The organism is Lutibacter sp. B1, from assembly GCF_012524075.1.
In the GTDB taxonomy this organism is placed as follows: domain Bacteria; phylum Bacteroidota; class Bacteroidia; order Flavobacteriales; family Flavobacteriaceae; genus Lutibacter.
The window spans coordinates 74,320-89,009 of record NZ_JAAZUI010000012.1; the positions used below are offsets into that span (position 1 = coordinate 74,320).

The following is a 14,690-nucleotide window of genomic DNA, read 5'->3' on the forward strand; positions in this document are numbered from 1 at the left end:
CAACAACTCATACAATTTATTTATTAATTAAAATTTCAATAAAATACTTTTGAACTAACCTAAAATTATATATATGAAAACATTAACCAAAGTTACAGCAATATTATTACTTCTTATATCAACATCATGTTGTATTGATGGTATTACCGGAATTAGAGGTAATGGAGATGTAATAACAGAAGATAGAACAATTAGTTCTGATTTTGAAGCTATTAAAGTACAACAAGGTATTAATTTGTACTTAACTCAAGGAAACTCAACCAATATTAATGTTGAAGCCGATGAAAATATTATAGATTTACTTATAACCGAAGTAAGAAATAACGAACTAAAAGTTTATTTTGAAAAAAATGTATATAGAGCAAAAGCTCGTAATGTTTATTTAACAACCGCTAAAATTTCTAAAATTAAAACGTCAAGTGGTGCTTTTGTAAAATCAGAAAATACATTGCAAGTAAATACTTTAGATTTAGATTCCAGCAGTGGAAGCTCAATTAAAGTAAATGTAATTGCTGATGAAATAACAAGTTCTACCTCAAGTGGTGCTGATATAGATATTTATGGTAAAACTAAATTATTCTCGGCTAATGCAAGCAGTGGTAGTACTATTGATGCCGATAAACTAGAAACTGTTGATGCTTTTGCAAAAGCAAGTAGCGGAGCCAATATTGATGTAAATGTATCAGGAAAATTAACAGCTAAAGCTAGTAGCGGTGGTGATGTTGATTATGAAGGAAATCCTACTGATGTTAATAAAGATACCTCTTCCGGAGGTAGTGTTTCAGGAAGCTAATTCCAATTTATATATTTAAATTGTTAAGTCGGTTCAAAATATTTGAACCGGCTTTTTTTATGAACATAGTTAAATTTATCACAATTAAGAAGCTAAGTATAATAAAATTGATAATAATCACATTTGAAATTAATTTAATACGTTACATTGGCATTTATTAGTATTACTAATTACTAAACTTAAAACTAAAAACATATAAAATAAATGCAAATTAACAACAATCCTCATTCTTTTCACATACCGGTAATGGGACTTGCTTTTACAATTGACAGTCCTATTAAAATTGCAAAATATGGTATTTCGTCAGTAATTTCAATTGTTGATGATATTATTATTGAGAAAATGAATGAATATTATTCTAAAAAATTTGAAATTCCTTATAAATCAATTTCAAAAAAAGTTGAAGATTATAGAGCTAAAAGAATTACATCTTACTTAAATACCGTAGATACAATTGTAAAACAATCATTTGAAAATCTTAAAAAAAGTTTTGATGAAAAAAGCAGTGAATTTGAAAAGTATATTGATATGCTTCCTGATTTTTCTGATTTAAAACAAAATTTTATTAAAGCTGTTCAAAACAATACCTTAAAAGAGGATTTAAATAAATGGATTCAACATAATTTGAAACCCGGTAATATTGATGTGAATATTATGACTAAGCTTGACAAACCCAATTATAATAATAAAGAATTACTACCTCAAGAATACAATGATGCACATGCTGCATTAAGAGGTTTTGCAAATAGCAAATTAGAATCGTCTATTGTTCTTTCTGCAGGAATGAACCCAAGATTATATAGTTATTTTGAAAATTTTGATGATTTTTATCCAACTGAAAATAATATTCTGAAAAAGAAGATTATCTTAAAAGTAAGTGATTATAGATCGGCTTTAATTCAGGGCAAATTTTTAGCTAAAAAAGGACTTTGGGTTTCTGAATATAGAATAGAATCGGGTTTAAATTGTGGAGGACATGCTTTTGCAACAGAAGGTTATTTATTAGGACCAATTTTAGAGGAATTTAAAAACAACAAAATTTCATTGATAAATGATGTACATACTTTATTAGTTGAAGCTTTAAAAAATAAAGAAAAATATATACCTGACTCACCATTGTCTTTAAATATTACTGTACAAGGTGGTGTTGGTACTTCAAAAGAGCACGAATTTTTATTAGAAAACTATAATTTAAATTCTATAGGTTGGGGAACTCCTTTTTTATTGGTTCCTGAAGCTACTACAGTTGATTCAACTACTTTAAACGCATTAAAAAATGCAACAGAAAAGGATTTATATTTAAGCAATATTTCTCCTTTAGGAGTCCCTTTCAATAGTTTAAGAGGTAACACAAATGAAATAATAAAAAACAAACGAATATCAAATAATAGTGCCGGTAGTTCTTGTCCAAAAAAGTTTTTAGCATCTAATACAGATTATTCAGAAAAAGCAATTTGTACCGCTTCAAAAAAGTACCAGTCAATAAAATTAAAAGAACTTAATGATGAAGTTTTAAATTCAACCGAAAACAAACAAAAAAGAGCTCAAATTACAGAGAAAGCTTGTTTGTGTGAAGGTTTAGCAAATGCAGCACTTATAGAATATAATATTGAGCAAAAAGGTATCTCTGAAGGAGTTGCTATTTGTCCTGGTCCAAACATGGCCTATTTTTCAAAAGAGCTTTCATTAAAAGATATGATAAGCCATATTTATGGTAAAACTGATGTAATTTCAGTAAATAACCGTCCAAATATGTTTATTAAAGAATTAGAAATGTATATCAATTATTTTTCAAAAAAAGTAGATGAGTTTAACCATTCTTTTTCAATAAAACAGCAAAAATATTTAGTCAATTTTGAGCAAAATTTAAAAGATGGAATTAAATATTATCAAGAGCTGTTTTCAAATACAAAAAGTCATTTTGAAGCTAATAAAAAAACTTTGCTGGAAGAGTTGAACAATTTAAAAAATAAACTGCTAAATATTAAAGCTACCGTTGCATAAACAAAAAAAAAGGTACTTCTTTTGAAGTACCTTTTGTATAATTTTAGCAATATTTACGAACCACAATGAAAATCTTCTAACGTTTTATTTTCTAATATTCGTAAAGTACTGTCACGCACATCAGCCATAAGCCTGTTTAAACTGCATTTTTTTTCATCAACACAATCGTCACAACGTTCATAATAATTTAGACTTACACAAGGTAACATTGCTATTGGTCCTTCCAAAATTCTAATAATCGTTGAAATTTTAATTTCTTTTGGTTTTTTAAGTAAATAATAGCCTCCTCCCTTTCCTTTTTTAGACGAAAGAATGCCACTTTTTTTTAGTGTAAGTAAAATACTTTCTAAAAATTTTTTTGAAATATTTTCTGATGTGGAAATATCAGAAATTAAAACAGGTATATTTTTTTCTTGCTTTGCTAAGTAGCTTAGCGCTTTTAAACCGTATTTCGTTTTTTTTGAAATCATCCTTAAAATTACAAATTATAAAAATAACTTATAATTCTTTTGGCAAAAAAACTTCAGCCATCATACATCGTGCGCTTCCACCTCCGCAAGCCTCAATTACATCTAAAGAACTATGAAGTATTTTACTATATTTTTCTAATTTTTGAATTTGCTGACTTGTTAAACTTTTATATGCTGATGTTGACATAATAATATACTTTTCATTATCTGCTCCTAAAACTTGCAACATATTGCCGGCAAAATTAGTAACCTGATCTTCAGAAATAGTTATAATTTCTTTTCCATCTTCTTTTAAATGTTTTATAACATTCTTTCTTTCCTTTTTATCATCAATACTATCCAAACAAATAACCGAAAATGAATCTCCTAAACACATCATAACATTTGTATGGTATATTGGAAGTCTCTTATTATTTACAGTTTGAAATGCGGTAAATGGAACAGGTGTATATTCAAAATCTTCACAAAACTCTATTAATAAATCTTCGTCGGCTCTTGGAGACAATGCACAATAAGCTTTTTTATGAACTCTATCTAATACTAAACTTCCTGTACCTTCTAAAAATAAACCTTCCTCTTCAGCATCGGTATAATCAAAAATATTATCAATTATAAAGCCTATAGTTTCTAAAGTTTCAAAAACATCTTCTCTTCTTTCTAATCTTCTGTTTTCAGCAAACATTGGGTATACTGCAACATCACCATTTTTATGAAATGACACCCAATTATTCGGAAAAATTGAATCAGGAGTATCAGTTTCTTTTGTATCATTTATTACAACAATAGTAACACCAATATCTTTCAACTTTTCAACAAAAGCATCAAATTCTTGCAAAGCTTTGAACTGAACAGTCTCAGGTGTTAAATTATCTAAAACCTTTTGATAGTAATTATTTACTGCTGTCTGTTCATTCATTCTAAATGAAACAGGTCGAATCATTAATATTGTATTTGTAATTTGTTTCATAAAATTAATCTCTTATCAAAGGCATTGTAGTACATCTTAATAATCCTTCTTGCTTAGAAATTTCGGCATAAGGTACTTCTTCAACTGTAAAACCTTCTGCTCTCAACCAATTATTTAATCTTGTAAAGTTTTTTTCTGACACAACAACCTCAGGTGAAATGGAAAAAACATTTGAGTACATTTGATACATTTCATCTTTGTTTATATGAAATAAGTTTTCATTTCCAAATAGATTTACAAGGTAATTATAATCATTTACATCTCTAAAACCTTCTTTATGTATTATTGCTTTATTTTTTCCTATTGGTTGAAAACAACAATCTAAATGTAGTGCATTTTCTTTAGCATTAGTATTTGATTTTACTAAATCAAATTCTTTAACAATTTTATGAGGGAATAATTCTTTTATAAAATTAACTCCTTTCATATTTGTTCTTGCAGTAATATAATTTGCATAATCATCTCCTTTATATGTACCAACAAAAATATAATCATTCCATAGCATTACATCTCCACCTTCAAAATGAACATCTTCTGTTGTTTCAATAATTTTATTAGAATCTATCTGATTTAAAACATATTGAATTGCCTCAATTTCCTGCTCTCTATCGGGTAAAATATTCGATTTAATTAATTTATCTTCAATAACAAAAGCAATGTCTCGTGAAAAAATTTGGTTATAATCTTTAATAATTTCAGGTCTATAAACTTTAACGTTGTACTTTTCAAATACTTTGTTTAAAGCTTCCATTTCAAAAATCATGTCTTCTTCTTTAGGGTATGTTCCTGCTTTTATATATTCAGCTGATTTTGGATCGTAGGCATCTTCTAATTTGGGTACAGGTCCATTGCTAATTGCTGTACCTAAAACCACAGCCCTAAGACGAGAAGTTTCATCTTGAACATTTAATTTTATCATATAAATAAATTTGGGAATAAAAATAAAAAAACCTCATAAACTACTATGAGGTTTTTTTAAATAATTTAAATAAATTATTATCTATTTTCTTCTTTTACAAACAATCTTTCAGTTGCTCCAACATAAAGTTGTCTTGGTCTTCCAATTGGTTCTTTGCGTAAACGCATTTCTCTCCATTGTGCAATCCATCCCGGTAAACGTCCTAATGCAAACATAACTGTAAACATTGGTGTTGGAATTCCCAAAGCTCTATATATAATTCCTGAATAAAAATCTACATTTGGATATAAGTTACGCGATTTAAAATACTCATCATTTAAGGCAACTTCAGCTAAACCTTTAGCTATATCTAAAACAGGATCATCAATTCCTAAATCATTTAGAACTTCTTCAGCAGCAACTTTAATAATTTTTGCTCTAGGGTCAAAGTTTTTATATACTCTATGTCCAAATCCCATTAAACGGAAAGGGTCATCTTTATCTTTTGCTTTTTCTATATATTTTTGATAATCTCCTCCATCTTCTTTAATAGCTTCCAACATTTCTATTACTGCTTGGTTAGCTCCACCATGAAGTGGTCCCCAAAGTGCTGAAATACCTGCTGAAAGTGATGCAAATAAACCTGCATGTGAAGATCCTACAATTCTAACTGTAGATGTTGAACAGTTTTGCTCATGATCTGCATGTAAAATAAGTAATTTATCTAATGCTTCAACAATAACAGGGTTAGAAACATATCTTTCATTTGGAAGTGCAAACATCATCTTTAAGAAATTCTCGGTATAACCTAAAGAATTGTCACCATATTCAAGTGGTAATCCTTCTCCCTTTCTATATGTCCATGCTGCTAATACAGGAAATTTACCTAAAATTTTTACAATCGCTTTATACATATCTTCCTCTGAAGATACATTTACACTTTTAGGATTAAATGCTGTTAATGCACTTGTCAAAGCAGATAAAACTCCCATTGGATGCGCTGTTTTAGGAAAACCATCCAATATTTTTTTAACATCCTCATCAACCAATGCGGTTTTTTGAATATCTCTATGAAATTTTTCGTTTTGCTCTTTACTAGGTAATTCACCAAAAATTAATAAATAAGCTACTTCTAAAAAATCTGATTTATCAGCCAACTCTTCTATTGAATATCCTCTATAACGCAATATTCCTTTTTCACCATCTAAAAAAGTAACTTCACTTTCGCAAGAACTCGTATTTTTATATCCTGGATCTAAAGTAGTAATTCCTCCGGTTACACTTCTCAATGTTTTAATATCAATGGCAATTTCATTTTCAGTTCCTTTAACAATTGGAAATTCGTACTTTTTACCATCAATTTCTAAAATCGCAATATTTGACATGACTTATATAGGTATATTTTATTATTAATATAGGTTTTAAATTAAAGCTAATTTAACTATTTTTACGTTATCTTGAAAGAAATTAGCATACTGATTTTTAAATTATGTATATATTGTTACAAATGCAAAAAAGCCGAGAAAAATCTCAGCTTTTTTCATTAAAATAAAATTTTACTTATTAAATTTTAAATGCTTTCTCTTGTGGATAATATGCCACATTTCCAAGCTCTTCTTCAATTCTTAATAATTGATTGTATTTCGCCATTCTATCTGAACGAGATGCCGAACCTGTTTTTATTTGACCACAATTTAATGCTACAGCTAAATCTGCAATGGTATTATCTTCAGTTTCACCTGAACGGTGAGACATAACTGACGTATAACCTGCATTATGTGCCATATTAACAGCTGCAATTGTTTCCGATAAAGTACCTATTTGATTAACTTTTATTAAAATTGAATTAGCAATACCATTTTCAATTCCTTTAGCTAAACGTTCAACATTAGTAACATACAAATCATCACCTACTAATTGCACTTTATCTCCTACTTTTTCTGTTAAATATTTCCAACCATCCCAATCATTTTCATCCATTCCGTCTTCAATAGATATAATTGGATATTTAGAAACTAATTCCGCTAAATAATCGGCTTGTTGTTCTGAAGTTCTAATTACACCTTTATCTCCTTCAAATTTTGTGTAATCATATTTTCCATCAACATAAAACTCTGCAGATGCACAATCTAATGCTAATTTAACTTCGTCTCCAGGTTTGTATCCTGCATTTTCAATTGCTTTTAATACAGTTTCAATAGCGTCTTCTGTTCCGTCAAATGTTGGAGCAAAACCTCCTTCATCACCAACAGCAGTACTTAAACCTCTATCGTGAATTAATTTTTTTAGATTGTGAAATATTTCACTTCCCATTTTAATTGCTGCAGTAAAGTTTTTAGCTTTAATAGGCATAATCATAAATTCTTGGAAAGCAATTGGTGCATCTGAGTGAGAACCACCATTAATAATGTTCATCATTGGAACTGGTAATGTTTTTGCACTTACACCACCAACGTAACGATATAAAGGCAAATCCAATTCATTAGCTGCAGCTTTAGCAACAGCTAAAGAAACACCTAAAATAGCGTTTGCACCTAATTTAGATTTGTTTTTGGTTCCATCTAATTCAATCATTGTTTGGTCAATTAGGTTTTGTTCAAAAACAGACATACCTAAAATTTCTTCAGCAATAATCTCATTTACATTTTTAACTGCAGTTAAAACTCCTTTACCCATATAATCTTTACCTCCATCTCTTAGTTCTACAGCTTCGTGCTCTCCGGTTGAAGCTCCTGATGGAACAGCTGCTCTACCTAAAATTCCATTTTCAGTAATCACGTCAACTTCTACAGTTGGATTACCTCTTGAATCAAATATTTGACGTGCATGAACACTTAAAATTATACTCATTGTTTTATTATTTTATTTGTTAATTTTCTAGTTCAAAGTTACGAATTTAAGACTAAATGATTTTTTATTTTAAACCTTTTATACGATAACGTTTTCGTTTTTTAAATTTAATAAAAAAGCCATTAACTTACTTATTTAATGGCTTTTATATTCATTTCTTTTGATAATTTAATATTTTCAATAAATTCATCAAATAAATATGAAGAATCATGTGGACCGGGACTTGCTTCAGGATGGTATTGAACAGAGAAACAATTTTTGTTTTTCATTCTCATTCCTGCTATAGTGTTATCATTTAAATGTATATGAGTAATTTCAAAATCTTCATTTTTTTCTAATTCCTCTCTACTTACAACAAAACCATGATTTTGAGATGTAATCTCTCCTTTACCTGTAATTATATTTTTAATTGGATGATTTATTCCTCTATGTCCATTATGCATTTTATAAGTTGGTATTCCATTAGCTAAAGCAATTATTTGATGCCCTAAACAAATTCCAAACAAAGGTATATTTCTTTTAATGACTTCTTTAGCTATTTGTTGAGCATCTTTAAGTGGTTCCGGATCTCCCGGACCATTAGATAAGAAAAAACCATCTGGATTGAAAGAATTCATTTCTTCAAATGTAGCATTGTATGGAAAAACTTTAATATAGCATCCTCTTTTAGCTAAATTTCTTAAAATATTCTTTTTTATACCAATATCAAGAGCTGATATTTTAAAAGGAGCATTTTCATCCCCAAAAAAATAAGGCTCCTTTGTTGATACTTTTGAAGCCAACTCTAAACCCACCATATTTGGTACAGATTTTAACTTTTCTGTTAAAACTTCAATATCTGTATCGGTAGAAATAACAGCATTCATAGCTCCTTTATTTCTAATATAGCGTACTACTGCTCTTGTATCAATATCAGAGATAGCCATTAAATTATGTTCTTCAAAATATTTTTCTAAAGAATTTTGAGCATTATCTCTTGAATAATTAAAACTAAAATTTTTACAAACTAAACCTGCAATTTTTATTGATTCAGATTCAATCTCCTCATTATTAATACCATAATTACCAATATGGGCATTTGTAGTTAACATTATTTGCCCAAAGTATGAAGGATCTGTAAAAATTTCCTGATAACCTGTCATACCAGTATTAAAACAAATCTCCCCAAAGGCCGTACCATCTTTCCCTATAGATTTACCTTCGAAAATTGTACCATCAGCTAAAAGTAAAATTGCTTTTTTACGTTTTGTATATTTCATTTGTTTTATTGTAACTTTAAACTAGTTAGTTTTCAAATATAAAAAAAAGGATAAACTATTTTTAGTTTATCCTTTTAATATTATCAACGAATATATCATTAATTATCGTCTTTTTTCTCTTTTTTAGTTTCTACTGTTTCTTCAACTTGAGATTCAACAGTTTCAACAGCTTTTTTACTTCTACCTCTACGAGTAGTTTTCTTTTTCTTAGCCCCATTAGGGTTATATGTAGTATTATAATCAACTAATTCAACCATAGCCATTGAAGCATTATCTCCTTGACGGTTTCCTAATTTAATTATTCTTACATATCCTCCCGGTCTATCTGCAACTTTTACAGAAACTTCTTTAAATAATTCTGTAACAGCGTATTTGTTTTTCAAATAACTAAATACAATTCTACGGTTATGTGTAGTATCTTCTTTAGATTTTGTAATTAAAGGTTCAACATACTGACGCAATGCTTTAGCTTTAGCAACAGTTGTATTAATACGCTTATGCTCAATTAAAGAACAAGCCATATTAGATAACATAGCTTTTCTATGTGCTGTTTTTCTTCCTAAGTGATTAATTTTCTTTCCGTGTCTCATCGCTTATATCTTATCTTAATTAAAACCTTAGTTTTAAATTAATCTTTATCTAATTTATATTTACTTAAATCCATTCCAAAACTTAAACCTTTATTGTGAACTAGTTCATCTAATTCAGTCAAAGATTTTTTTCCGAAATTACGGAACTTCATTAAGTCATTTTTATTAAATGATACCAAGTCTCCTAATGTATCAACTTCTGCAGCTTTTAAACAATTTAGTGCTCTTACAGATAAGTCCATATCCACTAATTTAGTTTTTAACAACTGTCTCATATGTAATGATTCTTCATCATATGTTTCAGTTTGTGCAATTTCATCTGCTTCTAAAGTAATTCGTTCATCAGAGAATAACATGAAATGGTGAATTAATATTTTTGCTGCTTCTGTTAAAGCATCTTTCGGATTTATAGATCCGTCAGTAACAATATCAAATACCAATTTTTCATAATCTGTTTTTTGTTCAACACGGAAATTTTCAACAGCATATTTTACATTTTTTATTGGTGTAAAAATTGAATCTGTAAAAATTGTTCCTAATGCTACTCCAGATTTTTTATTTTCTTCTGCTGCTACAAAACCTCTACCTTTTTCAATTGTAATTTCAAAATCTAAAGAAACAGATTTTTCCATATTACAAATAACTAGGTCATGATTTAAAACTTGGAATCCAGAAATAAATTTTTGTAAATCTCCTGCTGTTAATTGCTCTTGATTAGAAATTGAAATATTAACAGTTTCTCTGTCAGTCTCTTCAATTTGCTTCTTAAAACGCACTTGCTTTAAGTTCAAAATAATTTCGGTAACATCTTCAACAACACCTTTAATTGTTGAAAATTCGTGCTCAATACCTTCAATACGAAGAGATGTTATTGCAAAACCCTCTAATGAAGATAATAACACTCTTCTTAAAGCATTACCAACAGTTAGACCAAATCCTTGCTCTAATGGTCTGAATTCGAATCTACCTTCAAAATCGGTAGAATCAATCATAATTACTTTATCGGGCTTTTGAAAATTTAAAATTGCCATAATTGAATAGGTATCTTTAAAATTATTTAGAGTATAACTCTACTATTAATTGTTCCTTAATATTTTCTGGAATTTGAATTCTTTCCGGTACACTAACAAAATTACCTTGTTTGGTTTCAGAATTCCAAGAAAGCCATTCGTAAACATCATTTCTGTTAGCTAAAGATTCTTCGATAGCTTCTAATGATTTTGATTTTTCTCTTACCGCTACAACATCACCAGCTTTTAATGAATAAGATGGTATATTTACCAACTCTCCATTTACAGTTATATGACGGTGAGACACCAATTGACGAGCTGCTCTACGGCTAGGCGCTATACCTAATCTAAATACCACATTATCTAAACGTGATTCGCAAAGTTGTAATAAAATTTCACCTGTAATACCTTTACTACTAGATGCTTTTTTAAATAAGTTTGAAAACTGTTTTTCTAAAATACCGTAAGTATATTTAGCTTTTTGTTTTTCAGCTAACTGGATTGCATATTCAGATTTTTTTCCTCTACGCTTGTTAGCTCCATGTTGTCCTGGAGGATAATTTCTTCTTTCAAAAGATTTATCATCCCCAAAAATTGCTTCTCCAAATTTACGAGCAATTTTAGTTTTTGGTCCTGTATATCTTGCCATTTTTAATAGTTAATTGATAGGGATTATGAATTAAGGCTTATCCTTCGATAATCTAATTCCTATCGGTTAAAATTTAATTATTATACTCTTCTTCTTTTTGGTGGTCTACAACCATTGTGTGGTAATGGTGTAACATCGATTATTTCTGAAACTTCAATTCCTAAGTTGTGAATTGATCTAATTGCAGACTCTCTACCGTTACCTGGTCCTTTTACATACACTTTTACTTTTCTCATTCCTGCTTCATGTGCTACTCTTGCACAATCTTCTGCAGCTAATTGAGCAGCATAAGGAGTATTCTTTTTTGAACCTCTAAAACCCATTTTCCCGGCTGATGACCAAGAAATTACATCACCTTTTTTATTAGTTAATGATATAATTATATTGTTGAATGAAGCTGTGATGTGTGCTTCACCAACTGCCTCAACAATAACTTTACGTTTTTTTGAACTTGCTTTCGCCATAATATTAGTTATTATTTAGTTGCTTTTTTCTTGTTAGCTACAGTTTTTCTTTTACCTTTTCTAGTTCTAGAATTGTTTTTGGTTCTTTGACCTCTTAAAGGTAATCCTGATCTATGACGAATACCTCTATAACATCCAATATCCATTAATCGTTTAATGCTTATTTGAATTTCAGAACGTAATTCACCTTCAATATTGAATTTACCAACCTCTTCTCTTATGTCGTGAATCTCTTGGTCAGTCCAATCTTGAACTTTAGTGTTTTCATCAACTTTTGCTGCAGCTAAAATTTCTTTAGCTCTACTTTTACCGATTCCAAAAATATATGTTAATGCAATAACACCTCTTTTATTTTTTGGAATATCAATACCTGCTATTCTTGCCATAACTATCCTTGTCTTTGTTTAAATCTAGGATTCTTTTTATTGATTACATATAATCTGCCTTTTCTACGCACAATTTTGCACTCGGCACTTCTCTTTTTTACTGATGCTCTAACTTTCATCGGTTTATACTTTAATATCTGTAAGTAATTCTTGCTTTTGTTAAATCGTATGGACTCATTTCTAGTTTAACTTTATCTCCAGGTAATAATTTTATATAATGCATACGCATTTTACCTGAAATATGAGCTGTTACTATATGTCCATTTTCCAACTCTACACGAAACATTGCATTAGACAAAGCTTCTGTAATAGTTCCATCTTGTTGTATTGCTGGTTGTTTTGCCATATTATGCTACTGATTTTCTTTTAGTTCCTTTTTTCATTAAACCATCGTAGTGACGATTTAATAAATGAGAGTTAATCTGTTGTATGGTATCTATTGCAACTCCAACCATAATTAATAATGATGTTCCCCCATAAAATAAAGCCCATGATTGAGTTAACCCAAATTTAACAACAATAGCAGGTAAAATAGCTACTGCAGCTAAAAATAATGATCCTGGGAATGTTATTAAAGATAAAACTCTATCTAATAACTCTGCAGTATCTTTTCCAGGTCTAACACCCGGTATAAATCCACCGCTTCTTTTTAAATCATCAGCCATTTTATTTGTAGGTATAGTAATTGCAGTATAAAAATAACTAAAAACAATTATTAATACAGCAAATAATAAATTATACCAAAAACCAAACATATCAGAAAATTGAATTCCAATAGCTTTTATTGTTTCATTTCCAGATCTTGCCAATAAAGCTGGTGCAAACATAATTGCTTGTGCAAATATAATTGGCATTACTCCTGAAGAATTTAATTTTAACGGAATATAATCTCTAGTTCCGGCAACGCTTTTAATATTTCCTGCTACAGTTTTTCTTGCATATTGTACAGCTATTCTACGAACTGCAGTAACAAGATAAACACATATCATAATTACAAAGAACCACATAATTACCTCAATTAAAATCATAATCAAACCACCATCAGATGCTGTAACTTTAGAAACAGCTTCTTGTATAAAAGATCCTGGAAAACGAGCTATAATACCAATCATAATTAATAATGAAATACCATTCCCAATTCCTTTATCAGTTATTTTCTCTCCAAGCCACATTGCAAAAATAGTTCCGGCGGTTAAAACTACCATTGAGCTTAACCAAAACATACTTCCACTAATGTAAAATGCTGATGAAGGAATTAATTGGTAAATATTAGTAATATAAGCCGGTCCCTGTACCATTGTTATTGCAATAGTTAACCAACGTGTAATTTGATTTATTTTTTTTCGACCACTTTCTCCTTCTTTTTGTAGTTTTTGTAAATAAGGAACAGCTATTCCCATTAACTGAACTACAATAGATGCAGAGATATAAGGCATAATACCTAATGCAACTATTGATGCTTTTGCAAAAGCACCTCCTGTAAACATATCAAGTAAACCTAAAATTCCTCCACCACTTGTTTGATTTTGAAGTGCTGTTTGTGCAGCAGCAATATCAATTCCCGGAAGTGGCACTTGAGCAGCGAAACGATAAATGGCCATTAATCCAAGTGTCAATAAAATCTTATTTCTAAGTTCTTCTATTGTCCAAATGTCTTTAATGGTTTGAATTAATTTCTTCATCTATAATACTTATTATAAAGTTTCAGCAGTTCCGCCAACACTTTCAATTGCAGCTTTTGCTGTTGCCGTAAATTTATGAACCGTTATATTTAGTTTAGCTTTCAATTCTCCATTACCTAAAATTTTAATTAGGTCACTTTTACGAGCTAAACCATTTTCTACAAGTGTATCAACAGTTACTGTATCAGTAATTTTATTATTATCAACTAACTCTTGAAGTTTATGTAAATTAACACCTACATACTCTTTACGGTTAATATTTTTAAAACCAAATTTTGGCACACGTCTTTGTAAAGGCATTTGACCTCCTTCAAATCCTACTTTTCTAGAATATCCTGAACGAGATTTTGCTCCTTTATGACCTCTTGTAGCTGTACCTCCTTTACCGGACCCTTCTCCTCTACCTACACGCTTACCTTGTGTTTTAACTGATCCCTTTGCAGGTTGTAAGTTATTTAATGTCATCATATAAAATGTTATTTAATTTCTTCAACAGAAATTAAGTGTTTAACTTTATTTACCATTCCAAGGATTGCTGGAGTAGCTTCATGTTCTACTACTTGATCAACCTTATGCAAACCTAGCGCCTCAAGTGTTCTCTTTTGATTTTGTGGACGTCTAATTTTACTTTTTACTTGTGTTACTCTTATCTTTGCCATCGTAATCCT

The 14,690-nt window shown here is 29.6% G+C and carries 18 protein-coding genes; 2 read left to right on the top strand and 16 right to left on the bottom strand.

Annotation, left to right across the window (positions count from 1 at the left end):
• Positions 1-73: 73 nt before the first annotated feature.
• Positions 74-793, top strand: coding sequence for a head GIN domain-containing protein (locus HGB55_RS08650; RefSeq protein ID WP_168816498.1), 720 nt, complete (start codon positions 74-76; stop codon positions 791-793).
• Between the two features lie 204 nt (positions 794-997).
• Entirely contained in the window at positions 998-2,797 is a 1,800-nt protein-coding gene (locus tag HGB55_RS08655) for a hypothetical protein (protein WP_168816499.1), read from the top strand.
• A gap of 53 nt (positions 2,798-2,850) precedes the next feature.
• On the opposite strand, the gene HGB55_RS08660 is transcribed toward HGB55_RS08655, so the two are convergent.
• From HGB55_RS08660 to rpmD, 16 genes are all read right to left on the bottom strand, one after another.
• Entirely contained in the window at positions 2,851-3,267 is a 417-nt protein-coding gene (locus tag HGB55_RS08660) for an Rrf2 family transcriptional regulator (RefSeq protein WP_168816500.1), read from the bottom strand.
• Between the two features lie 28 nt (positions 3,268-3,295).
• Positions 3,296-4,234, bottom strand: a complete 939-nt coding sequence (ctlX, locus tag HGB55_RS08665; protein WP_168816501.1) for a citrulline utilization hydrolase CtlX — start codon at positions 4,232-4,234, stop codon at positions 3,296-3,298.
• Between the two features lie 4 nt (positions 4,235-4,238).
• Entirely contained in the window at positions 4,239-5,153 is a 915-nt protein-coding gene (locus tag HGB55_RS08670) for a dimethylarginine dimethylaminohydrolase family protein (protein WP_168816502.1), read from the bottom strand.
• A 77-nt stretch (positions 5,154-5,230) separates the two neighbouring features.
• Complete coding sequence (locus tag HGB55_RS08675) at positions 5,231-6,517, bottom strand: citrate synthase (protein WP_168816503.1); 1,287 nt, start codon at positions 6,515-6,517, stop codon at positions 5,231-5,233.
• 178 nt (positions 6,518-6,695) lie between these two features.
• Complete coding sequence (gene eno / locus HGB55_RS08680; RefSeq protein ID WP_168816504.1) at positions 6,696-7,982, bottom strand: phosphopyruvate hydratase; 1,287 nt, start codon at positions 7,980-7,982, stop codon at positions 6,696-6,698.
• 131 nt (positions 7,983-8,113) lie between these two features.
• A complete protein-coding gene (gene carA / locus HGB55_RS08685; RefSeq protein WP_168816505.1) occupies positions 8,114-9,241 on the bottom strand; it encodes a glutamine-hydrolyzing carbamoyl-phosphate synthase small subunit in 1,128 nt (375 codons plus the stop codon).
• A 98-nt stretch (positions 9,242-9,339) separates the two neighbouring features.
• Complete coding sequence (gene rplQ, locus HGB55_RS08690) at positions 9,340-9,831, bottom strand: 50S ribosomal protein L17 (RefSeq protein WP_168816506.1); 492 nt, start codon at positions 9,829-9,831, stop codon at positions 9,340-9,342.
• 38 nt (positions 9,832-9,869) lie between these two features.
• Positions 9,870-10,862, bottom strand: a complete 993-nt coding sequence (locus HGB55_RS08695) for a DNA-directed RNA polymerase subunit alpha (RefSeq protein ID WP_168816507.1) — start codon at positions 10,860-10,862, stop codon at positions 9,870-9,872.
• 22 nt (positions 10,863-10,884) lie between these two features.
• Positions 10,885-11,490, bottom strand: coding sequence for a 30S ribosomal protein S4 (gene rpsD / locus HGB55_RS08700; protein WP_168816508.1), 606 nt, complete (start codon positions 11,488-11,490; stop codon positions 10,885-10,887).
• Between the two features lie 80 nt (positions 11,491-11,570).
• On the bottom strand, positions 11,571-11,954 hold the full coding sequence (rpsK, locus tag HGB55_RS08705) for a 30S ribosomal protein S11 (RefSeq protein ID WP_168816509.1): 384 nt from the start codon (positions 11,952-11,954) through the stop codon (positions 11,571-11,573).
• Positions 11,955-11,965: 11 nt separating this feature from the next.
• The gene (rpsM, locus tag HGB55_RS08710; protein ID WP_168816510.1) at positions 11,966-12,340 is read right to left on the bottom strand and encodes a 30S ribosomal protein S13; all 375 of its coding nucleotides are present in this window, start codon (positions 12,338-12,340) and stop codon (positions 11,966-11,968) included.
• Between the two features lie 2 nt (positions 12,341-12,342).
• Positions 12,343-12,459: a type B 50S ribosomal protein L36 gene (ykgO, locus tag HGB55_RS08715; RefSeq protein WP_073370549.1), complete on the bottom strand. Its 117-nt coding sequence runs from the start codon at positions 12,457-12,459 to the stop codon at positions 12,343-12,345.
• Between the two features lie 11 nt (positions 12,460-12,470).
• Positions 12,471-12,686 (bottom strand): translation initiation factor IF-1, encoded by a 216-nt coding sequence (gene infA / locus HGB55_RS08720; protein ID WP_068206835.1) that lies wholly within the window; start codon positions 12,684-12,686, stop codon positions 12,471-12,473.
• A gap of 1 nt (position 12,687) precedes the next feature.
• On the bottom strand, positions 12,688-14,022 hold the full coding sequence (gene secY / locus HGB55_RS08725; protein WP_168816511.1) for a preprotein translocase subunit SecY: 1,335 nt from the start codon (positions 14,020-14,022) through the stop codon (positions 12,688-12,690).
• Between the two features lie 12 nt (positions 14,023-14,034).
• A complete protein-coding gene (rplO, locus tag HGB55_RS08730) occupies positions 14,035-14,487 on the bottom strand; it encodes a 50S ribosomal protein L15 (protein WP_168816534.1) in 453 nt (150 codons plus the stop codon).
• Positions 14,488-14,498: 11 nt separating this feature from the next.
• The gene (gene rpmD, locus HGB55_RS08735; RefSeq protein WP_168816512.1) at positions 14,499-14,681 is read right to left on the bottom strand and encodes a 50S ribosomal protein L30; all 183 of its coding nucleotides are present in this window, start codon (positions 14,679-14,681) and stop codon (positions 14,499-14,501) included.
• Between the last annotated feature and the right edge of the window lie 9 nt (positions 14,682-14,690).

Coding starts and splice junctions, on each gene's coding strand:
- HGB55_RS08655 (WP_168816499.1), top strand. CDS start 998: ATGCAAATTAACAACAATCCTCATTCTTTTCACATACCGGTAATGGGA.
- HGB55_RS08660 (WP_168816500.1), bottom strand. CDS start 3,267: ATGATTTCAAAAAAAACGAAATACGGTTTAAAAGCGCTAAGCTACTTA.
- rpsK (WP_168816509.1), bottom strand. CDS start 11,954: ATGGCGAAAGCAAGTTCAAAAAAACGTAAAGTTATTGTTGAGGCAGTT.
- secY (WP_168816511.1), bottom strand. CDS start 14,022: ATGAAGAAATTAATTCAAACCATTAAAGACATTTGGACAATAGAAGAA.
- HGB55_RS08670 (WP_168816502.1), bottom strand. CDS start 5,153: ATGATAAAATTAAATGTTCAAGATGAAACTTCTCGTCTTAGGGCTGTG.
- rpsM (WP_168816510.1), bottom strand. CDS start 12,340: ATGGCAAGAATAGCAGGTATTGATATTCCAAAAAATAAAAGAGGTGTT.
- HGB55_RS08650 (WP_168816498.1), top strand. CDS start 74: ATGAAAACATTAACCAAAGTTACAGCAATATTATTACTTCTTATATCA.
- eno (WP_168816504.1), bottom strand. CDS start 7,982: ATGAGTATAATTTTAAGTGTTCATGCACGTCAAATATTTGATTCAAGA.
- ykgO (WP_073370549.1), bottom strand. CDS start 12,459: ATGAAAGTTAGAGCATCAGTAAAAAAGAGAAGTGCCGAGTGCAAAATT.
- rplQ (WP_168816506.1), bottom strand. CDS start 9,831: ATGAGACACGGAAAGAAAATTAATCACTTAGGAAGAAAAACAGCACAT.
- HGB55_RS08675 (WP_168816503.1), bottom strand. CDS start 6,517: ATGTCAAATATTGCGATTTTAGAAATTGATGGTAAAAAGTACGAATTT.
- carA (WP_168816505.1), bottom strand. CDS start 9,241: ATGAAATATACAAAACGTAAAAAAGCAATTTTACTTTTAGCTGATGGT.
- rpsD (WP_168816508.1), bottom strand. CDS start 11,490: ATGGCAAGATATACAGGACCAAAAACTAAAATTGCTCGTAAATTTGGA.
- infA (WP_068206835.1), bottom strand. CDS start 12,686: ATGGCAAAACAACCAGCAATACAACAAGATGGAACTATTACAGAAGCT.
- rplO (WP_168816534.1), bottom strand. CDS start 14,487: ATGACATTAAATAACTTACAACCTGCAAAGGGATCAGTTAAAACACAA.
- rpmD (WP_168816512.1), bottom strand. CDS start 14,681: ATGGCAAAGATAAGAGTAACACAAGTAAAAAGTAAAATTAGACGTCCA.
- HGB55_RS08695 (WP_168816507.1), bottom strand. CDS start 10,862: ATGGCAATTTTAAATTTTCAAAAGCCCGATAAAGTAATTATGATTGAT.
- ctlX (WP_168816501.1), bottom strand. CDS start 4,234: ATGAAACAAATTACAAATACAATATTAATGATTCGACCTGTTTCATTT.